Origin of the sequence: Pauljensenia sp. UMB0895, assembly GCF_030218905.1 — a bacterium.
Lineage (GTDB): Bacteria > Actinomycetota > Actinomycetes > Actinomycetales > Actinomycetaceae > Pauljensenia > Pauljensenia turicensis_A.
Genome location: NZ_JASOQR010000013.1, coordinates 158,572 through 183,221, shown reverse-complemented (window position 1 = coordinate 183,221; position 24,650 = coordinate 158,572). Strand labels below are relative to the sequence as shown.

The following is a 24,650-nucleotide window of genomic DNA, read 5'->3' as shown; positions in this document are numbered from 1 at the left end:
GGGATAAGTGGTTCAGTTTTCGCTATGTGGGTCGGTCCACACGCCCTTCTGGCGTTCGGTCCATAGTTCTTCACGCGCCGCAGTCTTCGCGTCCATCACCTGATGGTGGATCTCGCGCTTCTGCTTACGCGTCGGGCGAGCCGACTGGTTAATACGCACGTCAGTGCCACGCTGTCCCAGCAGTTCCGGACCGGTGGTAAGCGTCGGTTCCCAATCGAAGACAATGCCGGTATCCAGCGGACCAATGACGACGGTATCTCCGGCGAAGGCACCGGCCTTCATCAACTGGTCTTCAACGCCTGCGGCAGCAAGACGGTCAGCCAAGTAGCCGATCGCCTCGTCATTCGCAAAGTCAGTCTGGCGAACCCAGCGTTCAGGCTTATCACCACGAACTTGGAAGACCTCTTCACCATCCATCTGGACGCGTCCAACAGTGACGGTGTCACGCGACCCGACAGCCTTCGGACGAATAACCGGTCGCGCTTCGCGTTCAGGCAGGGATTCGCGGTGCTTCTTCACCAGGGCGGCCAGCGTGAAGGACAGTTCCTTCAAGCCCTCGTGCGTGACGGCAGAAACCTCGTGGATCGGCCAGCCGAACTGCTCGAGTTCGGGGCGCGTAATCTCTGCCAAGTCGCGACCGTCCGGCACATCGACCTTATTGAGGACGATGACACGCGGGCGTTCCATCAGTGGAACGTAGCCTTCAATCTGGCCAAGATCGCCCTGATAGGCGGCCAGTTCAGCTTCAATTGTCTTCAGGTCAGACAGGGGTTCGCGCTCGGATTCGTAGGCGGCGGTGTCCAGCACGTGCACAATCACACCACAGCGTTCAATGTGGCGCAGGAAGTCAAGGCCGAGGCCCTTACCGGAAGAAGCGCCAGGAATCAGACCGGGAACGTCAGCAATCGTGTAGCGTTCATCGCCAGCCTGCACAACACCAAGGTTCGGGATCAGCGTAGTGAACGGGTAGTCCGCAATCTTCGGGCGGGCAGACGACATCGCAGCGATAATCGACGACTTACCAGCCGACGGGAAACCGACCAAAGCAACGTCTGCGACCGACTTCAGTTCAAGCACAACATCGCGTTCTTCGCCGGGCTCCCCCAGCAGAGCAAAGCCAGGAGCCTTACGCGCCTTCGAAGCAAGCGCAGCATTACCTAGGCCACCTCGGCCACCTTCAGCAACAATGAAACGCTCGCCTGCACCAGTGAGGTCAGCAAGCAACTCACCGGACGGGGACTTCACAACCGTGCCGTCGGGAACGGGAAGAATAATGTCTTCGCCGTTCTTACCCTGACGGAAGTCACCCATGCCGGGCGTACCGTTGCTCGCCTTCTGGTGTGGACCACGGTGATATGTCAGGAGCGTCGTCACCTGCGGATCAACTTCGAGGATGACGGAACCGCCATTGCCGCCGTCGCCGCCATCTGGGCCAGCGAGAGGCTTGAACTTCTCACGCTTAATCGAGGCAACACCGTTACCGCCATTGCCACCAGCAGCATGGATTGTCACGCGATCAATGAAGTCTGCCATTTCGTCTCCTTAAAGCGATCCGAGGATCTGTGCACAAACCTCTGCACATCAAAGCTATGTGAAAAGGGCGCCCGGCATGTGCCGGACGCCCCCTTCAAGCGATCGGTCTCAGGCAGAGACCGGCTCAACGACGTTGACAACCTTACGGTCGCGCTTCACACCGAATTCAACGGCGCCTGCACGCAGGGCGAAGAGGGTGTCATCCTTGCCACGACCAACGCCGTCGCCCGGATGGAAGTGAGTGCCACGCTGGCGAACGATAATCTCGCCTGCGTTCACAAGCTGACCGCCGTAGCGCTTAACGCCCAGTCGCTGAGCGTTCGAGTCGCGGCCGTTACGGGAGGAACCAAGGCCCTTCTTATGTGCCATCAGAAACTACTTTCTGCTCGAATCGGTCTCAGGTCAGGCGATCTCAGTGATCTTGACAACCGACAGCTTCTGACGGTGTCCCTGGCGCTTACGGTAGCCCGACTTATTCTTGTACTTGATGATGGAAATCTTCGGACCCTTAGTTGCGTCCACAATTTCTGCTTTGACGGTGACCTTGCCAAGCTTGGCAGCATCGACGGTGATGGCATCGCCATCAACCAGCATCAGCGGCTGAAGCTCGATGCTGGAACCGATTTCTTCGGAAACCTTGTCGACGACGACGACGTCACCGACGGAGACCTTCTCCTGACGGCCGCCGGCCTTGACGATCGCGTAGACCACGTGTAGCTCATCTCTTCTAGATATACGGAACGGGATTCGCTTGAACAGCGTTTCAATATTTATCCCGCTGGCGCTGGTCGCGCCGACGATCAAATTTAGCTGATTTGCCTATCTGAGGGCAACTTGGATGAGCCAAAAACAGGGGTTTTACGCTGTGCGATTCCACACCCTGCAACTTTTGGCGACACGCCGAGTCACCCTAGTTTAGATAAATCAGGCAGTCTCGTCGCCGCTTTGGGTGGCGACGCGACGACGACGCTTCGGCTTGGAAGCGCTAGACGTGGAGGCTTCAGGTAAAGCCAACGCATCCGTTGTCATCGTGGGTGCAACCACTGTTGCGCGAGCCTCTACCCTAGCGGGCAAGTCCAACACCAGAGCGGGAGCCGTCTTTTCCGGTTCAACGCTTGGTGTGGTGACAACACGCCTGCGCGTCTTTCGAGGCGTAGATGCGGACGGTGCTAAGTGAGCCGACGCCGATCGCGCGCGAGTCTTGGACCCGCTTGCCTTCTGAGCTTCAGGCTCGTTCGCCGGCGCAGCATGTGCTACGGGCTCGCTCACATCCGGCTGGGCAGAATCCATCAAGACTGCCCTACGACGGTGACGAGGCCGCGCAGTCTTTTCAGACTTATTGTCTGTCTGGCCCGCGGAACCGGACTCAACCGGTGTGACCTGAGCGGTGGCATCAGCTTTCGATTCGCTCTTTTCAGCCTCAGTCGAAGAGGAGAGTGTTTCTTCTGACGACACGCGGACTGCGCGACGCGGACGACGCTTCTTCACAGGCTGTTCCTGTTCACTTTTTCCCGTTTCAACAGCAGGTGAAACAGAGTCAGCGACGGTCGAACCGGCCTTTTCGTGCACACGCTTGCGTCCCTTAGCGCCCTTTGATTCGGGAGCAGATTTCTCACCCGCGGAGGCGGCCTCGTTGACCGGAGAATCAGCGGAGGCAGGCGCTTCGGATTCGTCAGACTTGCGCGATGCAGCGGCGATGGCGGACAGGGCCTGCTTGGCCTTTTCATGCTCGGCGGAGTCTTCGATGCGCTCAGCCTTCTTGCGCTTATTCGACTTCGGAGCGGACCCTGTGTGGTACTGCGAGCCCGAGAGCTCAACCGGATGTTCGTGAACGATGAAGCCACGGCCTTCACACGCTTCACACGGGGTTGAGAAAGCTTCGACGAGACCCTCACCCACGCGCTTACGCGTCATCTGCACCAAACCGAGAGAAGTAATCTCTGTGACCTGGTGACGCGTGCGATCACGACCCAAGCACTCGACCAGACGGCGGAGAACCAGATCGCGGTTGGATTCGAGCACCATGTCAACGAAGTCGACGATGATGATGCCACCGATATCACGTAGACGCAGCTGACGAACGATCTCTTCGGCAGCCTCAAGGTTGTTGTGCGTCACGGTTTCTTCCAGCGTGCCACCGGCGCCAATGAACTTACCGGTGTTGACGTCAATGACCGTCATCGCTTCCGTACGATCAATGATGAGCGTGCCTCCCGACGGCAACCAGACCTTGCGGTCCATACCCTTCGACAGTTGCTCGTCAATGCGGTGAGCAGCAAACACGTTATCGGTGCCCACCCACTTTTCGACGCGGTCAGACAGTTCCGGTGAAAGTTCATCCACGTAAGACTTGACGGTTTCGAAGGTTTCATTTCCTTCAATCACAAGCTTAGAGAAGTCTTCGTTGAAGATATCGCGGACAACGCGGACAGCAAGCTCGGGTTCGCCACGCAACAGCGTCGGAGCGGTCTTCGTATTCTTCTGCTGTTCTTCGATTGACGCCCACTGCGCGCTCAAGCGTGCGACATCGTCACGAATCTGTTCTTCGGTTGCACCTTCAGCTGCGGTACGTACGATGACGCCCGAACCGGTGGGAACAACCTGCTTCAAGATCTTCTTCAGACGGGTGCGCTCACGATCGGGCAACTTGCGCGAGATACCCATCATGGAGCCGTTCGGGATCAGCACCAGGTAACGTCCCGCCAGCGTGATCTGACTGGTCAGACGCGCGCCCTTATGGCCGATCGGATCCTTGGTCACTTGGACCAAAACCGGGTCACCCGACTTCAGAGCAGACTCGATGCGACGCGGCTTGCCCTCAAGGCCAACGGCATCCCAGTTCACTTCACCGGCATAGAGGACGGCGTTACGACCACGGCCAATATCAACGAATGCGGCTTCCATCGAGGGCAACACATTCTGCACGCGACCGAGGTAGATGTTGCCGACCATCGACTTCTGGGTGCGACGAGCAACGTAGTGCTCCACCAGCAGATCATCTTCGAGGATCGCGATCTGATCCAGACCATCATGATCTCGGATCACCATCTGACGATTCACGGACTCGCGACGAGCCAGGAACTCCGACTCAGTAATACCGTGGCGACGGCGACCTTCACGACGGCCTTCCTTGCGACGCTGCTTCTTCGCTTCCAGACGAGTCGACCCCTTGAGAGCCTTCACCTGGTCGTTAACGTCACCATCGTCGGATGCGGTGGAACGTGTGCGACGACGGCGACGACGGCGCGTTGAGGTCTCTTCCCCATCGTCTTCTAACTGCGTAGCATCCGACGATGCAGCGTCTTCTGCCTGGGCCTCTTCACCTTTGTCCGCATCTGTCTGAACCGTGTCATTCGACTTGGTACGACGACGCGCGCGTTTCGTATCAGGAGCTTGAGAGGCTTCTGCAGAATCAGTTGCCTCTTCAACCTGGGCTTCACCGGTATCGGCATCAGCCTTTGCGGTCTTACGAGTCTTACGAGAACGCTTTTCACGCGTGGGGGTTTCCGCAGGGGCCTCGTCGTTTGAACGAGACTGCGAGCGCGACGAACGAGCCGGGGCGGGTTGCTCGACAGGTGCGTGAAAAACGGGAGCCTGGAACGCAGGCTGCTGGAACAGCAATGACGCTGCAGGCGCTGAAGGTGCCGAAGAGGCATTCTCAGTGGTCACAATTCTCCATTTGTGAGGGCACGGTCCCACACCGGGCCAGCCCTCGGCCTCGCCCTCTAGGGACGGAAATCCTGACGGTTACCGCTAATCGCGGTCGAAACGTCGGCGCATGAGGCGTCTTCGACGTTTATCTCATTGCGAAGGTGTGTCCGCAATGTCCGATACACACTCAAGTTTGCCACATTTTTACCCGAGCCGTTTAAAGGGGCACAGTTATATACGGCGCATATATACGACGCGTCTCGTCCTCGTAAATTTATAAAACCAACTGTGAGCTAAATACCCACTTGAACATTGCCGAAGCACCATCTGAAAACTGGCAAGACGGGACTTTCGAGCCAAAAAACAGCCCAAATAATGACGAAAGTATCGGGTCTGTCAGATAACGGCCTTTTTCACAAAAATCAACTCAAAAGAGAATAATCATGGGCTAAATTGACAGGTAAGCACGTGACGATAGTCCCGCTTGTTGGGCCCAAAGTCACTACGCGCACCATCCATCAACGAACTATTTGAGGGAAGGCGAGCACAATGACCCTCGCGCAGGCAGCGCTCGACTCTGTCATGCTCGGCAGGTGGCAGTTCGGTATCACTACCGTCTACCACTTCGTGCTGGTTCCACTGAACATTGGACTGGCACTCCTTGTCGCACTTATGCAGACGTTCTGGCACAAGACCGGAAAGCAGGAATGGCTCCACGCCACCCGCTTCTTCGGCAAGCTCCTAATCATCTCTTTCGCACTGGGCGTTTCCACCGGTATCGTCCAGGAATTCCAGTTCGGTATGAACTGGTCAGAATACTCCCGCTACGTCGGTGACATCTTCGGTGCACCGCTCGCAGTCGAAGCACTCCTTGCATTCTTCATGGAATCCACCTTCCTGGGCCTCTGGATCTTCGGTTTCGGTCGTCTGAAGAAGGGCATGCACCTGGCTACAATCTGGCTGGTCGCCATCGGCACCGCCGTTTCAGCCGCATGGATCCTCGGCGCAAACTCCTGGATGCAGCACCCGGTCGGCGCAAAGTACGACCCCGAAGCTGGACGCGCAGTCCTCGACGGTTCCATGAGCTTCTTCAAGCTCCTCACAAACCCGGCGCTCATCTGGGAATACACCCACGTCATCACCACCGCATGGCTTGCCGCAGGCTCTTTAGTTGCCGGCATCTCCATCTGGTGGATGGTTCGCGCACAGCGCGAAGGAAGCGAAGAAGCAACCAGCCAGGCAAAGAACGTCTGGCATCCCGTTGCACGCTTCGGCCTGATCGCCATGCTTGTCGGCGCTCTCGGCGTCATGGGCACCGGCCACTTCCAGGGCCAGGAACTGGTCAAGCTTCAGCCGATGAAGATGGCAGTCGCCGAAGGCATCTGCGTCGACACCGATGGCGCTGCCTTCACCGTCGCCCAGTTCGGTTCTTGCCCACTAGATTCCTCCGGCGAAGCACCCACCAAGTTCATTGAGGTCCCCGGCGTTGCTTCCTTCATGTCGCACAATGACTTCAGCGCAACCTCCGCAGGTGTCGCTGACGAGCAGGCGCGCATGGTCGAACTGCTGAACTCGAACGCTGACTTCACCGCCAAGTACGGCGATGCAGCTCAGTACAACTTCGTTCCCCCGCAGATGGCAACCTTCTGGTCGTTCCGCCTCATGATCGGCCTTGGCATACTCTCCCTGCTCTTCGCACTCTGGGGCCTCTGGGCTACCCGCAAGGGCAACGTCCCCGGTTCGAAGTCACTGTCGACGATGGCACTGATCAACCTGACTCTGCCGTTCCTGGCAGCATCCTTCGGTTGGATCTTCACCGAAATCGGTCGTCAGCCGTGGGTTGTCGTCCCGAACATCGCAGGTCTTTCGAACGGCGATCCGGTCGGTTCCGTCATGCTGATGACCGACACCGGTATTTCAACGGCAGTTCCCGCCGGACAGGTTCTTGCAACCATGATCGGCTTCACGCTGCTCTACGCTCTGCTGGGCGTTATCTGGTTCCTGCTCATGCGTCGCTACGTGCGCGAGGGCATCCACACCGCTAAGAAGACAGAAACCGACACTCCCGCCGGCGACCTGTCCTTCGGATACTGAGAGGCGGCGAAACTGCAATGACACTTTCAATCCTCTGGTTCATCCTCATCGCCGTTCTTTGGACCGGCTACCTGTTCCTCGAAGGCTTTGACTTCGGCGTTGGCATCCTGCTGAAAGTTATCGGCAAGAACGACGAAGAACGCACGCAGATGCTGCGCACCATTGGCCCCCACTGGGACGGCAACGAGGTCTGGCTGCTCACCGCCGGTGGCGCTACCTTTGCAGCATTCCCAGAGTGGTACGCCACGATGTTCTCGGGCATGTACCTTGCTCTGTTCCTCATCCTCTTCTGCCTGATCCTGCGCATCTCCGCTCTTGAGTGGCGCGCAAAGATCGCAACGGCAAAGTGGCGTAGCACGTGGGACACCATCCACACCGTGACCGCTGTCCTGGTTCCCGTTCTGTTCGGTGTTGCATTCGCAAACCTCGTTCAGGGCATGAAGATCGAGGTCGTCGATGAGATGACCGGCGCTGTTGTCACACCCGATATGGTCACTCAGTCGCTTGCAACCGCAACGCACCAGCTGACCGGTGGCTTCTTCTCACTGCTCACCCCGTTCACCATCCTCGGTGGCGTCGCAATCCTGGCCGTCTGCATGGCAGTCGGTGCACAGTTCCTGGCGCTCAAGACCGAAGGCGATGTGCGTGAGCGCGCAAACGGCCTAGCAGCTCCCCTGTCGATCGCAGCAACCGTCGTTGCCGCAATCTTCCTGATCTGGGGTCAGTTCGCTTACTCGGCTAACGTCCTGGCATGGATCCCCTTGCTCGTCGCAGCACTCGCGATCATTGCTTCGACCGCATTCAGCCAGAAGGCACTGCGTCGCGAAGGCCTGTCCTTCATCCTGATGGCTGTCGCAATCGCTTCGACCGTCACCTGGGTCTTCTCGGCGATGGCTCCGGCCGTCATGAAGTCCTCGATCGATCCGGCGTACTCGCTTTTGATCGACCAAGCATCGTCCTCACCGGCAACCCTGGTTGTCATGTCTATCGTTGCTCTGATCTTCACGCCGATCGTCCTGATCTACACGGCATGGTCCTACTGGGCTTTCCGCAAGCGCGTGTCGGTTGGCGACGTCGATCAGAACCCTGGCTTGATTCCCTCCAAGATCCGTCTTGGTGAGAACTTCCTTGCTGGCTGATCTTTAAAACACTTCGGTGGCCCGGTGCATCAGTGCCGGGCCACCGTTGTGTTTCACCACGATTGCAGTGCCACATTCACCACCATCTGGATACCGGTCTTTCGCACCTCGATTCACCCCGCGTTCCAGCCGTGTCCGCACTGTTTTTCAGTTACCGCTTCCCCTAGAAATTACGGCAAAATAGTTCAATGCGACCTTTCGATCCACGGCTTTTGAAATACGCGCGTTCTGCACGAATGCCCATCATTATTACGGGGCTCATCGGCACGCTGATTGCTATCGTCGTCATCACTCAGTCCCTACTGATCTCGGCAGCGCTCTCCCCTGTGATCACCGGCAACGCTCGTCTTGGTGACGTTGCAGGTTTCATTGTTGCGCTGGTGATCGTGATCATTATTCGCGGGTTGCTTGTTGGGGTGCGCGATTCACTCGGTCAGCGCGCTGCAGACAGTGCCATCCGAGATCTTCGCTGCGAGGTTTTGCGTGCGACCGAAGAACTCGGTCCCCGCTGGCGCGCAGTTCACGGCGCCGACACGACAACGCTTTTGACGCGTGGCTTAGATGATCTGGGCCCGTACTTCGTAAAGTTCCTTCCTCAGCTTGTCCTGACGATGACAGCAACTCCTTTGGCTTTGGCTGTCATGCTCTATTTGGACGCATGGTCGGGCGTCATCGCGCTCTTCGTCATTCCGTTGATTCCAATTTTCATGGCGTTGATCGGTCGTTTTACTCAGGATTCGTCGAAGGCGAAGCTAGTCGCGATGGAGCGTCTGGGCTCGCAGCTTCTTGACCTCATGGCGGGCTTGCCTACCCTGCGCAGTCTGGGTCGCGAGAATGGGCCTCGCGGACACCTTGAAGCCCTGGGCAAAGAAAACACGCGCACCACAATGGCAACCCTGCGCGTCGCGTTCCTGTCGGGTGCAGCCCTTGAATTCCTTTCCACCCTGTCGGTTGCTCTTGTTGCCGTCGAGGTCGGTATGCGCCTTGTCGCCGGCAACGTCACCCTCTTTACCGGCCTCGCCGTCATCATGTTGGCCCCCGAAGTCTTCGAACCGCTTCGTCAGGTTGGCGCGCAATTCCACGCTTCCGCGAACGGTGTGACCGCCGCACAAAGCGCCTTCGAGATCATCGAGACCGAGCGCCCGCAGGCTTCGCGTATCGTTTCACCCCTCGTTTCTTCCCCCAGTAACGAGGCCACGCTCACCACTTCAACTTCTTTCCCCAGTTCAGGGGCGGATGGGGACAGCACTTCACCTGTTTCTTTGCGCCAAGCTCCCCCAATTTCATCATGCACGATTGAGCTGGAAAATCTGAGCGTGGCGGCTCGCGGTACGTGGGCTCCTCACAATCTTTCAGCTTCGATTCAGCCGGGACAGTTGACCGTTCTTGAAGGTGCGTCAGGGGCCGGTAAGTCAACAACTGTTCTGACGATTCTGAACCTGCTGACTCCGACAAAGGGGCGCGTTGTCCTTGCTCCTCTTGACGGGGCTACGCCACCCTGCGACGTCAGCGACTGCGATGCACACTCATGGTGGACGCAAATCACGTGGGTTCCTCAGGCTCCGACGATCCTTCCCGGCACGCTCCTTGAAAATATGGCGCTGAAAACCGTGACAAGCAGCCTCGTCGAAGCCGCGCAGGCAACAGGTTTCCACACCGTTGTTGAAGCGATGCCCGATGGGTGGGATTCAAAGGTTGGCGTGGGTGGCATTGGCTTGTCAGTTGGACAGCGTCAGCGTCTTGCACTGACGCGCGCACTGGTGAATGACTCACCGCTGGTGATCCTCGACGAGCCGACAGCGCATCTTGATGCTGTCAGCGAAGAAGAGATCACGCGGGCTATTCGAGCTCTTAAAGCACAGGGGAAAACGGTTCTGGTTATCGCACACCGCCAGGCGCTAAAGACGATTGCCGATCTGGTCATCTTGATTGAAAGTGCACCCGCTACCATCCAAGACATCGAAGAGTATCCGCAACTTGGGGTCAATGACTGGGCACAGACCAGCGTCGATGTTGATCTGCCAGGAATCTTGACGGTCAGTGCGACCGATACCGACCCGGAAAGGCGGTGAACTGATGCTGTTCATTACTCGCGAAGAAAAGCGTGCTCTGAAACGAGTCTTCCCCCTCATCGAGGTCGATATCAAAGCATTCGTCTTCTCTGTTCTGCTTGCCTCCGGTGCTCTTGGTGCTGCCATTGCCCTTGGTGCGACTGCTGCCTGGCTGATCGCTAGGGCATCAGAGCACCCACCGGTTTTGTTCCTGACCGTCGCTGCCGTTGGCGTACGCACATTCGGCGTATCGCGCGCACTCCTGAGATATGCGGGCCGTTTGGCCAGCCACCGCGTTGCTTTGCGTGGCATGGACACCCTGCGCCAGAACCTCTATCAGCACCTCGCACACAATCCCATCGACCGCTTGACCGCGATGAAGCGCGGTGATCTGCTTGCTCGTACGGGCGCAGACGTGGATGATTTGGGCGATCTGGTTGTCAAGACCCTGCTCCCCACCTGCGTGGCAGTAATCGTTGGAATCTGTACGGTCATTGGTCTTGGACTCATTTCCGTTCCCGCTGCGCTATTGGTTGCGCTCTGTCTTTTAGTATCGGGGGTCGGAGCCCCCCTACTGTCGATGCACGCTGCACGAATCGCTCAAATTGATACGCTTCGCGCACGCACCGCCCTGTCGACGCAGATCCTGACCGTCATGGAGGGAACCTCTGAACTCCAGGTGTCCGGCGAACTTGAGGCGTTTAGAGCATCGATTGATGAGACCGAAGAAAAGCTCGTTGAAGCCTCACACCGTAGTGCGCGGATGGCTGCTCTCGCTTCCGGGATTGACCGAGCAGCAATGGGAGCAGCCGTTGTTGCCGCACTGCTGATCGGCATTCCTCAAACAACAGGTGGCATGATTACCGGCCTGCTTCTCGCAGTCCTTGTTCTCACTCCCCTGTCCTCGTTTGAAGGAACCGCTGAACTAGCCCCTGCAGGCGTTCAACTGGTCAAGTCAGCGACCGCGGCAGTCCGTATTGACGAGATGCTCGGCGAATCCATCAAAGTCGCTACCCACCCCGTTCCGCACACTGACGTTCCGTCACTTACCGCCACGAACCTGACGATCGGATGGCCAAGCGGCCCCAGCCTCGTCGATTCGATCGATCTGGAATTGCACCCGGGCAAGTCCATCGCGATCGTGGGCGAGTCGGGTATCGGTAAGACGACGCTCGCGCTGACTTTGTCTGGCATGATTCCGCCGAAGGCTGGATCTGCGCAGGTGAACGGCGTGGACGCGTGGGAAGCCGACCGCGTACAACTCACCAAGATCGTCAATGTCACGACCGAAGACGCGCATATCTTCGCCGCATCCGTCTTAGAAAACCTGCGAGTCGCCAACGGTGAGCTCAGCGAAGACAGTGCAATCGCTCTACTTGAACGCGTTGGATTGGCCAGCTGGCTTGCAGCACTGCCCGATGGGATCCACACCATGATCGGTTCAGATGGCACGACAGTGTCCGGCGGTGAACGTCGACGTCTGCTCATCGCACGAGGCCTCGCTTCACCCGCTCCCCTGCTACTCCTTGACGAGGCCGGCGAGCACTTGGATGCGTCGACAGCTGACGCGCTCATTTCCGACCTACTCTCGGATCCGACGCGCGGCATCCTGCTCATCTCGCATCGCCTGAGCGCCCTCGAAAACGCCGACGAGATCCTGTTCTTCGGACGATCAGGCGGCGAAGGAACCCAAGCAGAATTGATTGCACGAGGCACACACGCCGACCTTCTTGAAACATCTCAGGCCTACCGTTGGGCCGTCGGCCAGGAAGAGGAAAACTAATGCCATGGGGTTCAGAACATGCCCTGGTGAAGGCCGCCCTTGACCTCACCAGCACACTCGACCTGCGCAAGGCCCTGACCAGCTTCGTCGACCAAGCATGCAAGCTCACCCACGCACCATACGGCGCCCTGATCGTCCTTGACACATGGGGCGAAGCATCCCAGCTGATCGAACACACCAGCGAAGCACTGCCACATTCGCCTTCAATGCCAGAAGAACTGATCAGCCAGATCCCCGCTACCGGTCACCTACTGATCAACGACATGAGCGAATGCGAGGACATTCCTCCGGCATCAATCACCAGTTTCCTGGGCGTATCCGTGCTGATCAACGAGCAGGTGTATGGACGTCTCTTCCTGACCGATAAGAACGGCGGATTCACAGCCTCTGACGCCGATGTTTTGTCAATGCTTGCTCCCGCTGCGGGCGTCGCAGTGGAAAACGCTCACCTGTACGCGGACTCGCGTCGAACGGAACGCTGGATTTCCGCTTCCCAGCAGCTGACAACCACGATGCTTGAAGGCACCGACGAAGAAGAAGCCCTTGAACTGATCGCACAGACCGTGCGAGAGGTTTCACGTGCAGATACGGCAATCATCGTTCTGCCTTCCGTTGGTGACACCTGGGCTGCCGAAATCATTGACGGCTACCTGGCTGATACTCTTCTCGGCGTTGTCTTCCCGCCCGAGGGTCGCGCGATGAGCGTGCTCCACGAAGGAACGGGCATGATCGTCGACTCCATGGCGCGGGCACAAACCATGCGTCTTCCTCAGCTTGCGGCCTTCGGACCGGCGCTCTACGCGCCCCTCCGTTCGCGAGGTAACTCCGCTGGCATTCTGATCCTGCTTCGTCGCATCGGACAGCCAGAATTTGATCTATCCGAATTGTCTTTGGCTGAATCACTCGCATCTCAAGCTGCCTTGGCACTGGAGCTCGCCTCCGCCAAGCACGCTGAAGACGTGGCCACACTGCTCGACGAGCGAGATCGTATCGGACGCGACCTGCACGATTTCGCGATCCAACAGCTGTTCGCCACCGGCATGCAACTGGATGCCGCCAAGGTGGAAGTAGAAAGCGGACACCCGAATCCTGAGGCCATCACTGCCACACTGGACCGTGCTCTGGCCTCCATCGACGAGGCTGTGCGCCAAATCCGAGCAATCGTCCACAACCTACGTGAACCCGACAAATCAGTGGCACTGGTGGAACGTATTCGACGCGAAGCATCACTGACACGTTCCTTCCTTGGTTTTGCCCCGTCCCTGTTGATCACATTGGATGGTCACGCGATTAACGAAGTCGCAGACGACGAACAGCTGATGATCGAAACCATCGACAATCGCATCGACCCCGACTTGGGAGATGACATTGTCGCCATCGTGCGCGAAGGCCTATCCAATATCGCACGCCATGCACATGCCACCGCGGGCTCGGTGACCGTTGACATCATGGGAACGGGAGAAAACGGGCACGTCACCGTTTCAATCGCCGACGACGGACGAGGCATCGACCCGAACCACACCAGAAACTCTGGCCTGTCCAACATGTCCGAGCGCGCCCGAATCCGTGGTGGAAACTTCGAACAGGGAATCGGAATCGGAGGCCTCGGCGCCAGGATCACCTTCCGCGCTCCGCTAGCCTAAGTTCCACCTTCATGCAGGTCCGGGGCGCAGTTCGTACGAACTGCGCCCCGGCCTCGTAACCAGTAAGAAAGAACGAAGCTTTAGTTCCTCCACGCGGCCGCACGCTGGCCAGCGACCCACGCTGCCACCTGAGTGCGACGTTGCAAGCCCATCTTCGACAGAAGCGACGTGATGTGGTTCTTCACGGTCTTTTCTGCAACGCCCAGCTTCTCACCGATCTCGCGGTTCGACAGACCATCACCAATCAGTTCCAAAACCTTGCGCTCTGACGGAGTCAGGTCAGCAGTCGGATCATCATGATCAGCGCGACGACGCGTGATCGTGCGCTCGTCCAGCAGAATACGACCAGCAGCAACAGCCTTAATCACGTCCGTGATTTCTGCACCGCGCACGGTCTTCAACACGTAAGCGTGCGCACCAGCTTCAAGAGATTCAGCCAAAGCCTCATCATCGTCGAACGAGGTAAGCACGATCGGCAGGATCTCCGGATGCGAAACCGCAAGCTGCTTCAGAATATCGATACCCGTACCATCGGGAAGCTGAAGGTCAACCAGAACAACGTCTGGGCGAACCAGATCTGCGCGACGCACGGCGTCAGCGACGCTACCTGCTTCAGCAACGACCTCAAGGGCATCATCGCGATCAATAATCTCAGCAATACCGCGTCGAACGATCTCATGATCATCGATGATCATGACGCGAGTAGTCTTGGCATTCTTGGGGTTTTCAGTCACAGTCATATCCTAGACAAGCCCTAGGTCCTATATCAAACGGTCGGGCAAGACGCCGCAAAGAACCGGTTAAATTGCGATGATTCTTCGTCCTTTGGTCGCTTCTTAGTCACCAAGGCGAGAGTAAAGAAGCTCCATAGCCTGTTGCGCAACCGCGCTCTCGGAGTGCTTCTTCGACGATGCGCTGGCAACAGCCAAAGGTTCTTCAACATTCGACGCGAAGACGGTCGCAGTGAAAGAACGGTTATGATCCGGGCCCGAACCTTCAACCTCATAGCGAATTTCACCAAGGTTATGCGCCTTCGCATATTCGACAAGCAAGGTTTTCCAGTCATGATGAGAGCCTCGTACCTCGGCCTGGCTCAAAAGGAACTCAAGATTGGCCAGCACAACGGCTCGCGTGTGCTCCATACCGTGCGTCAGATACGTCGCCCCGATCAGCGCCTCGAATGTGTCGGAAAGGATCGAATCCTTGTCACTGCCACCAGAAGCGGCCTCTCCCCTACCGAGGAAAATAAAATCCCCAAGCCCAATACGACGAGCAGCCTGCGCCAGCGGAGTTTGCGAAACCGTTGAAGCGCGCATCTGCGACAAAGACGACTCCGTGACATCCGGGTAGTCGTGGAACAAACGATCCGCGGTCGTTACTGACAGAACCGCGTCCCCTAAGAACTCGAGGCGTTCATTATTCGGCAACCCCCCGGCTTCGTTCGCATATGAACGGTGAGTCAGGGCAAGTAGCAGAAGTTCAGGATCGACACTCGATCCCCAACGTTCCATGAGCTGGTCGTAGTCCGTATTGGCGGGAACTGGGAGTTTCTTCTTATGCGACATACGTCCGTCTTCAACTTCTGTTCATACAATTGTGCGGTGAGGAGCCGCCCTAGCGTGCTTGGGCACCGATAGTAGTCCTAGTTGTCTTTGGCCTGATCCAAAAGAGAAGCAAGAGAAGCCAAACGCGGATCCACCTGGAAGTGCTCATGATCTTCAGGGAGCTCATCCCACTTCTGCCCGCACACGTCACACAAGCCTCCACAATCAGGCCGACACAGTGGACGATCATCCACCAGCGTCACGATCGAATCGCGAATCATCGGCTCCAGATCGATCGTGTCACGCTGACCAATCAAGCGAACGTCATCGGCTTCGTCGTCCTCATCTGTAGCCACGGGAGCCGTTTCAAAGAAGACATCCGACGTATCAATATCATGGTGAACACTGACCGGATCCAGACAGCGCACGCAGTCGCCCACTAGGTCAACACTGGTGGTCAAGCGAACCAATACGCCATCATCAACGCTGGTCAGATCAACCCCAAAATCTAAAGGAGTGCCCGGCTCAACCCCCATTGACGGAGTCCCCAAATCATCGGGCGCAACCCAATGCAGATCCTCGTGGCGGAAAGAACCAATCTGACGCGACAGTGTCACCAACGAGATGACAAGAGGAGAGTCACTCATTGTCGAGGTCAATGTCAGTCACGTCGATGCCCTGGCGCTCTGCGATGGCACGACGACCGGCCTCGGTGCGACGCTGCAGATCCGCCAACATACCCGACAGCTCAGCCAGCGACTTCGCAACATAGTCGTCAGCGCCCAGACGCAGTTCTTCTTCCTGCTGACGAGCCTGACCAACAATCTCACGACCACGATCTTCGGCCATACGAGTAATGTTCTCGCTGGAAACCAGACGCTTCGCTTGCTCGTTAGCATCGACCAGGATCGCTTCAGCTTCAGAGCGAGCCTGATTCACGGAAGCCTCAGCTTCTTCGTTCGCACGAGCAACCGTGCGTTCAGCCTGTTCGTTCGCAGAATCGACGATGTGCTTCGCCTTTTCTTCGGCTTCGTCCAGAGTTGACTGAGCACGAGAATTAGCTTCAGCAATAGTCGTTTCGGCAGCGGTGTCTGCGCGCCCTAAAACGGCATCGGCATCAGCAACAACAGCGTCGGCAGCAACCAGATCTTCCGGCAACGCTTCACGTGCTTGGTCCAGAAGATCCAGGATCTCCGCGCGGTTCAGCATGATCATTGCCGAAAGCGGAACAGCGCGGGCATCTTCGACGAGGGCCTCAATCTGATCGAGAGCAGCAATGACGGTCGACGGTCCGTAAACCGTGTTCTCATCCCACGTCTCGTTTTCGCTGGGTTCAGGCGTTACGGGATCCGACATTGTGTCCTCCAGATCGTTGAAGCGGTCTCAGTGACCTTTCTTTGCTCTATTTTGCGCTACGAACGGCTCAATTTCGTTCGGAACATACCGAGAAACGCTTAATCCCAGGTGGACAAGCTCACGAACCATCGATGAGGACACCAGCGAAAGCTCTGGGAGGGAGGGAATAAACAGAGTTTCCACCCCTCCAAGGTCACGATTCACCGCGGCCTGGGCAAGCTCGGTATCAACATCGCTTTGGCTACGAACGCCCTTAACAATGAAAGAAACATCGTTCGACTTCGCGCAGTCGATCAGCGTCCCTTCCATTTTCACGGTGCGCACGTTCCCCAGTTGAGCCACGACAGCGTTCACCATGTCGACACGCTTGTCCTGATCGAACATGTATTTCTTCTTAGGGTTTATGCCCACAGCAACAACCAGTTCGTCGGCGAAGGAGGCAGCGCGGGTGATGATATCGGCGTGGCCGATGGTGATGGGATCAAATGATCCCGCAAAAAGAACTCGCATTGTCGTCCTGTTCTAGTAGCTCGAGGATATTGAAGTCGATAGTATCCCCCAAGCGTTGCTCGGTGGGATTACCGATGATGCTCAATGAATTGATCCGAGATCTCAGTCGCTCTCTTCTTCGGCTTTCACGGGCGGACCGGCAAACCATGCGACGGTCTCACCCCACGTCCGCTGATCTTCCTTCACAAGGAAATCCGGCCACAAAGGCTCCGGTGACCTGCTGGAACGCTCAACAACGACAAGCGCATCCGGGGTGATCCACGGTCCAAGAAGTGAGAGCACCTCCGCCACATCTTCTTCGCTCACGTCATAGGGAGGATCAAGCAACACAAGATCAAACTCTCCACTGAGCGTCTCAAAATCACGCGCCCTCAAGAAAGTGGTCGCCGAGGCAGTATGAACCCGCGCTTTCAGACCGGTTGCGCGGATGTTGTGAGCAATGATTCGCGCTGTCGGTGCCGATTTTTCAACCAAGTCCACGCGCGAGGCACCTCGTGACGCGGCTTCTAACCCCAATGCTCCCGAACCGGCATAAAGGTCAAGAACCAGACAGTTTTCAACCACGTTCATATGTTCCAGGCGAGAAAACAGCGCCTCGCGGACGCGTTCCGATGTTGGACGCGTCCCCTTCGCGGGAACTTTCAGCACGCGACCTTTGGCTGAGCCTGCAACGATTCGAGTCATGCCCCATAGTCTAACGGGCGAAGCACAATGCCCAGATTGCAGGGATCACCACGGTAGTACCCTTTAGCTCATCGAAATCCAAGCAAGAGAATCAGCCGACAAGCGCCTCAAAGCACATGCTAACTCCGGATGATTCATCAGCTTCGGATCCTCTTCGATAATCCGCAACGCATCGCTGCGAGCGTGAGAAATAATCCGTTCGTCACGTCGAACAGAAAGGAAACGCAGGTGCGAACTGCGACCGGACTGCCCAGCTCCCAACACATCTCCCTCACGACGGAGCTGAACATCTTTTTCTGCGAGCTCAAAACCGTCCGTCGTTGATGCAAATGCTTCAAGACGCGCCATCGAGTCCGGATTCAAATCGCTACGATGAACCGCCATCGTCACAGATGGCATCGACGAACGGCCGACGCGGCCTCGTAACTGATGCAACTGCGCCAAGCCGAACTGCTGGGCGTCAACGATCACCATCATCGTCGCACTCTTGACGTCCACGCCCACTTCGATGACGGTCGTAGAAACCAAAATCGGCGATTCTCCGGATGCGAAACGCTCCATGATCTGTGTTTTTTCCGCTGTCGGAGTGCGGCCCGTCAACGTTTCAATCCGGTGCGCTCTAAGAGCAGGAAGACGGCGCAGGGTTTGACTGACCTTTTCGACCGACGCAAGCGGGGGGCGATTCGCTCCCTCTCCTTCAACGTCGGTGACCTCATCCGTTTCGTCGATACGCGGACAGACAACGTAGACACGCCCACCGCGCTCAATCTCTTCGTGCGCTCGAGTCCACAAGCGCTCCATCCACACCGAATTCGCGCTATCAACAAGGAACGTCTGCACCGGCATACGACCAGCAGGCATCCCCGCCATGCGCGTCTCTTCCAGATCACCGAACACCGTCATCGCGACCGTACGAGGAATCGGAGTCGCCGTCATCACCAGCTGGTGTGCGCTATGCCCATCACCGCTGGTGCGCAATGTGTCGCGCTGTTCAACGCCGAAACGATGCTGTTCATCCACAATCACAACGCCGAGATCTTTGAAAGCAACACTGTCAGAGAACAAAGCGTGAGTCCCCACCACGATCAGTGGCTCCCCCGATTCAATGAGCGCGCTTATTTCGCGACGCGCGGCAGGCGGTGTCGAACCGGTCAGCAGACGAATATCAACTGGTTTCCCATCGACCATGACACCCTGTACTAACGCGCGCATCGACTCAAGATGCTGGCTGGCCAACACTTCAGTCGGCGCCACCAGGGCACCCTGGTGTCCAGCGTCAACCGCCGCAATCAATGCTGCGAGCGCAACAACGGTCTTCCCTGAACCCACATCCCCTTGAAGGAGTCGTTGCATGGGGGCGGCCTGGCCCATGTCGGCGTCGATTTCTTTGAGCGCGCGTGATTGGGCGTCGGTCAGAGTGAAGGGAAGCGATGCAATGAATTCACTGACTGCGTGCGATGAGGTGAGCGGACACGCAGGCGCAGTTAAAGAGCGTTCCCCGTAGCGTCGTCCGGCCAGGATGCACTGAAGGGTGAAAGCTTCCTCGAACGCGAATGTGGTTTTCGCCTGTTTGTAGTCGTCGTCGGTAGATGGCTGGTGGAGCATCCTCAAAGCCGTGGCACGATTGGGCAGTTTTCGTTGTTCTCGGATGTCGGCCGGGATCACGTCGTCGATCGATTCATCGTCCAGAGAATCGAGAATCATGGTGATACTACGTGCCATGATCCAGCTGGTGATCCCCCCGCTTGTCGGGTAGATCGGGATGGGCCGTTGGGAGCGTTCTTCTGCTGAGTCGCTGGCGTCATCCATTCCTTCGAAGCTGGGATGTACCAGTGAAAGGGTACCGCGGTAGGATCCGACTTTTCCGGCGAAAAGAAACGAGGCTCCGGGTTTCAAGAGGCGCTGGTGGACGGCGAGTTTGTATTCATTGTGCGCGAAGAAGGTCGCGTTCATCGTGGTGATGCCGTCGGTCAGTTGTACTTCGAGGCGAACGCCCTGACGGCTTCGGTTTGCAACGAGGTGTGCTCGTGCAACTTGAGCGAGGATCGTGACATCTTCGCCTTCGTGCAGCATCGACATCGGGGTCAGTGCGCCCCAGTGGTAGTAGCGACGAGGCGCACAAAGAAGCAGGTCTTCAACGGTTTCAAACCCTGCTTTTGCGAGTTTGCGCGCGGTTGACGCAGGGAGGCGAAGAGAAAGGGGGGTATCGAGTTCGCTCATGCCCACATGCCCGCTATGAGGCTTCGACCCGCTTGTCCCCCATCGATCACATCAATGTCATCGAGGAGACAGTCAGCGTGCATCACCAATTGCCGGAGAAGTCCAACCAAATCCGGACCGTCGTGTGCGGACAGGAGCAGGCGGAACTGCGTGGGGTTCCTGCGTGCGATGTCGGCGACCACCTGCGAAATAGCAAGGTCATCGTCTGAGTCGAGCGAATAGGTCACCTGGTTTTCAAGCGCTTGCGTCGCCCCTTGGGTGAGTAGGCGTTCCATTGTTGGCCCCACTTTGTGCCCGCCGGGTTGCGGGACGAAGTAGCCGGCGCATGTTTGCGCGACGTTGAACGCTGACAGTTCGTCGTTCGACTGCGCCACCACAATGATGGCGTCGTTTGACGAGGTGGCGCCTGCAGGCTTGGGGTCAAACGGGGATTGGGTCGCGTTCAGACGAGAGGCAAGCATAGTGCCGAGTGTTGAAGACTCATCGTCACACGGCACGAACAGACTGACGCCCGTCGATGAGGACGTGGCAATTTCCATGATTCCCGCCCCGTCTTGGGCGCTGGGATTGTATAGAACGATTGCACCTGTTCTGGCGGCATCTTCAATCAATCCGGGAGCTCGGGTGCATACAAGGACTCGGGCGCGTTCGACTCGTCGCATGGGGCGCCGTTCGAGAAGGCGAACACCGCGGTGGGTAATGCCTTCTTCGGCGAGCTCGTCGACGCCGAGCATCTCATCTGGACGCGCGTCAGCGACTTGGAATCTGATAAGGCATCCAGTCTTGGGGCGTACTGAAAGAGGGGCGGACGTATCGATGTGTAGGCGCCACATTCCTACGCCGAATGGATCAAGCGTTCCAACGCAGGAAAGGCGTGCTCCCATGAGTTCAATGGAAGTGAAAAAGTGGTCTGCGTCTGTTGCAGTCGCTTGCCAGACGATATCGACACTGAATGCGCGGTTCGGGGCGGGAATGTTCTGACTGGGGATATCACCGTTGTTTTCCGCTAATTCGCTGAGCATATGAGCGAGCGACTCGAGTACTGATGTTTGTCCTGAAACAACCGAGTCAAAGCAGGCGAAGAGGATGGTCAGGACGGATGCGCCTGCGTCGATACGCCCTGTTCTCTCATTCGTGGCGCCAATCAGGCCTTCTTGAGCTGCGAGTGAGTACCACGAGACCAGGTATTCGTTTGTTTCAATCGTGTCGCCCAAATCAGTGGCGGCGGTTCTGGCTGTATCCAAGACCATCACGATCGCATTCGACAGGTGGGTTCGACGCAAAACGTCAGTGACATGGGAATCGGATTGGATCGCATGTGGTGTACACAGCATGCGACGAAGCTGAATCGGCGTGATCTGACCTGGACCATTGAGGGCTTGTGACCATGCGGAAAGAACAGCAGTAATGATGACGCCAATATGCCCTTGGGCAAGGATGATGCCAGCGTCAACAGCGGCTTCAAGCCCGGAAGCAAACGACGAGACCGGATCTAGACGTTCGACGGCGCTTGCCATGGAGGCCAGCGTATGTGCAGCGTTCGTGCCGGTATCGCAGTCTGAGCCGTCCCACCCGTCGAGGTCGTTCAGGAACTGAGCAAGCGTGGCAGATTCATGTGCTGCCACCCGCAACAGGGAGGCGACAGTCCCAGCATTCAGTTCCACTCTTGCTCCATCCGTTTAGCTTTGCGTTCATTATCGTTCAGGGATCAGCGTTCGGCGTGCCAGACACATCTAAGCCCGACAATCGTTGCATTTTTATCGCTTCGTACTCCACGGCTCACACTAGTTTTTGAATGCCTAGCTCCCCCAAGTTATACGAGGCGACAGTCCCCTTCCCACAGAGCCCACAATGTCGCCTCACACGACCGGAACTGCAGGCAGGGCCTTGCCATGGACGAGGAATGCACGGACGGATACCCAGACCGCACAGCTCGCCACCTACTGAGCCGTCGCTTGCATCACCGTCGTAGAAACCACACTGCAATACTAGGATGCTGCACGCCCCGCTCTAGCCTTCAAGCCGCTACGCGGCCCTGCCGCGAGCCGCACACAATCCGCGCTCTATCAACGAATGTGGGCTACCTGACAGCCCACAAAGGGCGCAAAACTTGGAGTTGAAGGCGTTAATCCGTTAATCTTTCATAGTTGCCTGCGGTGGACTACACCGCTCAATACTGTCCTGTGAAAACGGGAATAACCTATTTTGACAACCGAGGAGATCATCGTGGCTGCCGTTTGTGACGTGTGCGGTAAGGGACCCGGCTTCGGCAAGAGCGTGTCACACTCTCACGTTCGCACCAACCGCCGCTGGAATCCGAACATTCAGCGCGTTCGCGCCCTTGTTGAGGGCACCCCGAAGCGCCTGAACGTGTGCACCAAGTGCCTGAAATCCGACAAGGTTCAGCGCGCTATCTGATAGCCGCACACCTGTTGGATGACCTTTAAAAGGTCACCACACTTTATGAGTCTGGCTCGCAAGGATGCCCTTGCGAGCCAGACTTTTTCACCTCGAGCGCCTCTTACTCATTCTTGAAGTGATCCCACTTCCCACGCAAGGGGCGGCCGTTCAGGAACATATTCGCGTTTTCCCCTTCACCGACCTCGCGGACGTGTCCCACAATGCGGAATCCTTCGGGAATGGTCGCATCTGGCCCAAAGGCAGCGATCATGCCGTGGTCTTCACCGCCGAAGACGACCCATTCCACCGGGTTCACACCGCAGATCTCGGCGAGCTGACGCAACGGATCTGCTTCGCGTTCCAACGCAGTCGGGTCGAGGTCAATGATCACACCAGACGCTTTCGCCATACGTGTGCCATCCATAGCAATGCCATCAGATAGGTCCATCATTGCGTGGGCACCGGCGCGCGCAGCAGCTGGCCCGGTCTCCAACGGTGGCTCGGGAGCGCGATACATGTTGAGGGCTTCAGCCATAATCCCCATTGACTCGTCGTCACGAATTGCAGGGTCAATGTGCTCGCCCAGCAACAGATCCAAGCCGGCGTGCGAGAAGCCAACTCGACCACTCACCGCGATCACATCACCAGGTTTCGCTCCCGAACGCACCACGGGATCGCCTTCGCACCAGCCCATGACGGTCATCGACAGCACCATCTTTTCTCCCGCCGACATATCACCGCCGACGACGCCGGCACCGACTTCGCGAGCACGATCGCCGATACCTCGAACCACGTCGATCAGCCATTCGACTTCGGTGTCAGGAGTGAGCACAACAGAGATAACGATCGATGACGTGTACCCACCCATACCGGCAATATCTGCAAGATTCTGCGCGGTAATGCGAGCACCAATCTGGTAAGCGTCGGACCAATACCTGTGGAAGTGCTGGTCTTCGACGATGACATCCGTCGATACGACGAACGATCCTTCAGGGGTTGCAATCTGTGCACAGTCGTCGCCGATTCCGATCATGGTGCGTTCACCAACGGGAAGAACTTCCTGATAGCGACGAATGAGTTCAGATTCCGAGCATTCACTTACCAACGTCATGGTTCAAGCCTAGTTGGTTCGTGGCGACAAAAGGACAGCTGGCGCCTGATTCACTCATTGACTCACGAGGCCGCGCACACTATTTCAGCGCTTCATTGGACAAGCGCGCGCATTGAGAAGCAAAAAGACACATTGAGGCTGCAGAGGCCACGTTCAGGGACTCGGCCTGACCGGTCATGTCGATGCGGACAAGAGTGTCACACGCATCGAGTTCAGCCTGGCTCATGCCCTTCGCTTCATTGCCGAAGACCCACGCATGAGATGAGGCAAGAGGACCCGCTCCCCCAGCGATTGCCTGAGTCATCAGCTGCCCAAGGTCTTCGGTGCCCACTCCGCCGCTGGTTCCCAGCAGGCGCGCACCGCGCGTTTTGAGCAACCGGGCGGCCTCGTCGAACGACGGAACACCAATGAGCGGAAGGTGGAAGACACTGCCTGCGGAGGAACGGATGACCTTCGGGCTGGCAACATTGACGGTGCCCGCAACGACGATGACACCGGCGCATCCCATCGCATCAGCGGTGCGGATGATGGTACCAACGTTGCCCGGATCGCGCCCCTGGGCGAGCACAACATATGTCTGCCGAGGCGCAGTATCGCGCAACGTGGACACCACTGCGTCACGTGTTGCAACGGCAATAATGCCCTGAGCATCAGAGCTCATCGCAGAAGCGACCTCATCGGTCATCATATGGCACCAGCGGGTCACGGAAGAAGCCAGGGCGTGCACGTCAGGATGCAGACTCGCTGCACCGTCAGTGAAGTACACATCGCGAACATGCTGGCCACTAAAAGCCAGAAGTTCGCGGACTGCTTGTGGCCCTTCAACAAGCAGAAGATTCGTCTTACGACGTGCCGAGCGCCCGGCCAACGCTGCCACTTTCTTCACGCGTTCAGCGTGAGGATTGGCGAGCATGGACGGGCGCTCGGACTG

20 protein-coding genes are annotated in these 24,650 nt (G+C 57.4%); 6 read left to right on the top strand and 14 right to left on the bottom strand.

Annotation, left to right across the window (positions count from 1 at the left end; genetic code table 11):
- Nucleotides 1–12: 12 nt before the first annotated feature.
- From obgE to QP503_RS06965, 4 genes are all read right to left on the bottom strand, one after another.
- Nucleotides 13–1,533: a GTPase ObgE gene (obgE, locus tag QP503_RS06980; protein ID WP_006681641.1), complete on the bottom strand. Its 1,521-nt coding sequence runs from the start codon at nucleotides 1,531–1,533 to the stop codon at nucleotides 13–15.
- A 108-nt stretch (nucleotides 1,534–1,641) separates the two neighbouring features.
- Nucleotides 1,642–1,902 (bottom strand): 50S ribosomal protein L27, encoded by a 261-nt coding sequence (rpmA, locus tag QP503_RS06975; RefSeq protein ID WP_006681642.1) that lies wholly within the window; start codon nucleotides 1,900–1,902, stop codon nucleotides 1,642–1,644.
- Nucleotides 1,903–1,935: 33 nt separating this feature from the next.
- Nucleotides 1,936–2,244, bottom strand: coding sequence for a 50S ribosomal protein L21 (rplU, locus tag QP503_RS06970; RefSeq protein WP_006681643.1), 309 nt, complete (start codon nucleotides 2,242–2,244; stop codon nucleotides 1,936–1,938).
- 213 nt (nucleotides 2,245–2,457) lie between these two features.
- The gene (locus QP503_RS06965; RefSeq protein ID WP_103633584.1) at nucleotides 2,458–5,202 is read right to left on the bottom strand and encodes an Rne/Rng family ribonuclease; all 2,745 of its coding nucleotides are present in this window, start codon (nucleotides 5,200–5,202) and stop codon (nucleotides 2,458–2,460) included.
- A 531-nt stretch (nucleotides 5,203–5,733) separates the two neighbouring features.
- On the opposite strand from QP503_RS06965, the gene QP503_RS06960 reads away from it, so the two are divergent.
- From QP503_RS06960 to QP503_RS06940, 5 genes are all read left to right on the top strand, one after another.
- Entirely contained in the window at nucleotides 5,734–7,278 is a 1,545-nt protein-coding gene (locus QP503_RS06960; protein WP_103633583.1) for a cytochrome ubiquinol oxidase subunit I, read from the top strand.
- Between the two features lie 17 nt (nucleotides 7,279–7,295).
- Nucleotides 7,296–8,417, top strand: a complete 1,122-nt coding sequence (gene cydB / locus QP503_RS06955) for a cytochrome d ubiquinol oxidase subunit II (protein ID WP_103633582.1) — start codon at nucleotides 7,296–7,298, stop codon at nucleotides 8,415–8,417.
- A 188-nt stretch (nucleotides 8,418–8,605) separates the two neighbouring features.
- Nucleotides 8,606–10,489 carry a thiol reductant ABC exporter subunit CydD gene (gene cydD, locus QP503_RS06950; protein WP_285069681.1) on the top strand — a complete coding sequence of 628 codons (1,884 nt, stop codon included), beginning with the start codon at nucleotides 8,606–8,608 and terminating at the stop codon, nucleotides 10,487–10,489.
- A 4-nt stretch (nucleotides 10,490–10,493) separates the two neighbouring features.
- The gene (gene cydC / locus QP503_RS06945) at nucleotides 10,494–12,251 is read left to right on the top strand and encodes a thiol reductant ABC exporter subunit CydC (protein ID WP_103633580.1); all 1,758 of its coding nucleotides are present in this window, start codon (nucleotides 10,494–10,496) and stop codon (nucleotides 12,249–12,251) included.
- On the top strand, nucleotides 12,251–13,894 hold the full coding sequence (locus QP503_RS06940; protein ID WP_006681649.1) for a sensor histidine kinase: 1,644 nt from the start codon (nucleotides 12,251–12,253) through the stop codon (nucleotides 13,892–13,894). Before cydC ends, QP503_RS06940 begins: the two co-directional genes overlap by 1 nt.
- An 80-nt stretch (nucleotides 13,895–13,974) precedes the next feature.
- On the opposite strand, the gene QP503_RS06935 is transcribed toward QP503_RS06940, so the two are convergent.
- The 8 genes from QP503_RS06935 to QP503_RS06900 form a co-directional block, all read right to left on the bottom strand.
- Nucleotides 13,975–14,589, bottom strand: a complete 615-nt coding sequence (locus QP503_RS06935) for a response regulator (protein WP_040318714.1) — start codon at nucleotides 14,587–14,589, stop codon at nucleotides 13,975–13,977.
- 141 nt (nucleotides 14,590–14,730) lie between these two features.
- Nucleotides 14,731–15,459: a ribonuclease III gene (gene rnc, locus QP503_RS06930; protein WP_103633579.1), complete on the bottom strand. Its 729-nt coding sequence runs from the start codon at nucleotides 15,457–15,459 to the stop codon at nucleotides 14,731–14,733.
- 77 nt (nucleotides 15,460–15,536) lie between these two features.
- Nucleotides 15,537–16,085: a YceD family protein gene (locus QP503_RS06925; RefSeq protein ID WP_103633578.1), complete on the bottom strand. Its 549-nt coding sequence runs from the start codon at nucleotides 16,083–16,085 to the stop codon at nucleotides 15,537–15,539.
- Nucleotides 16,078–16,794: a hypothetical protein gene (locus QP503_RS06920; RefSeq protein ID WP_006681653.1), complete on the bottom strand. Its 717-nt coding sequence runs from the start codon at nucleotides 16,792–16,794 to the stop codon at nucleotides 16,078–16,080. Before QP503_RS06920 ends, QP503_RS06925 begins: the two co-directional genes overlap by 8 nt.
- 27 nt (nucleotides 16,795–16,821) lie before the next feature.
- The gene (gene coaD, locus QP503_RS06915; protein WP_179370479.1) at nucleotides 16,822–17,304 is read right to left on the bottom strand and encodes a pantetheine-phosphate adenylyltransferase; all 483 of its coding nucleotides are present in this window, start codon (nucleotides 17,302–17,304) and stop codon (nucleotides 16,822–16,824) included.
- A 102-nt stretch (nucleotides 17,305–17,406) separates the two neighbouring features.
- Complete coding sequence (gene rsmD / locus QP503_RS06910) at nucleotides 17,407–17,988, bottom strand: 16S rRNA (guanine(966)-N(2))-methyltransferase RsmD (protein WP_179370480.1); 582 nt, start codon at nucleotides 17,986–17,988, stop codon at nucleotides 17,407–17,409.
- 63 nt (nucleotides 17,989–18,051) lie between these two features.
- Nucleotides 18,052–20,208, bottom strand: coding sequence for an ATP-dependent DNA helicase RecG (locus QP503_RS06905; RefSeq protein WP_285101441.1), 2,157 nt, complete (start codon nucleotides 20,206–20,208; stop codon nucleotides 18,052–18,054).
- Nucleotides 20,205–21,872, bottom strand: a complete 1,668-nt coding sequence (locus QP503_RS06900) for a DAK2 domain-containing protein (protein ID WP_179370482.1) — start codon at nucleotides 21,870–21,872, stop codon at nucleotides 20,205–20,207. Before QP503_RS06900 ends, QP503_RS06905 begins: the two co-directional genes overlap by 4 nt.
- Before the next feature lie 562 nt (nucleotides 21,873–22,434).
- On the opposite strand from QP503_RS06900, the gene rpmB reads away from it, so the two are divergent.
- Entirely contained in the window at nucleotides 22,435–22,626 is a 192-nt protein-coding gene (rpmB, locus tag QP503_RS06895) for a 50S ribosomal protein L28 (RefSeq protein WP_006681658.1), read from the top strand.
- 103 nt (nucleotides 22,627–22,729) lie between these two features.
- Here rpmB and thiL read toward each other — a convergent pair whose 3' ends face one another.
- Nucleotides 22,730–23,719 carry a thiamine-phosphate kinase gene (thiL, locus tag QP503_RS06890; protein WP_103633574.1) on the bottom strand — a complete coding sequence of 330 codons (990 nt, stop codon included), beginning with the start codon at nucleotides 23,717–23,719 and terminating at the stop codon, nucleotides 22,730–22,732.
- Between the two features lie 79 nt (nucleotides 23,720–23,798).
- Nucleotides 23,799–24,632, bottom strand: a complete 834-nt coding sequence (locus tag QP503_RS06885; RefSeq protein ID WP_103633635.1) for a TrmH family RNA methyltransferase — start codon at nucleotides 24,630–24,632, stop codon at nucleotides 23,799–23,801.
- Nucleotides 24,633–24,650 lie beyond the last annotated feature (18 nt).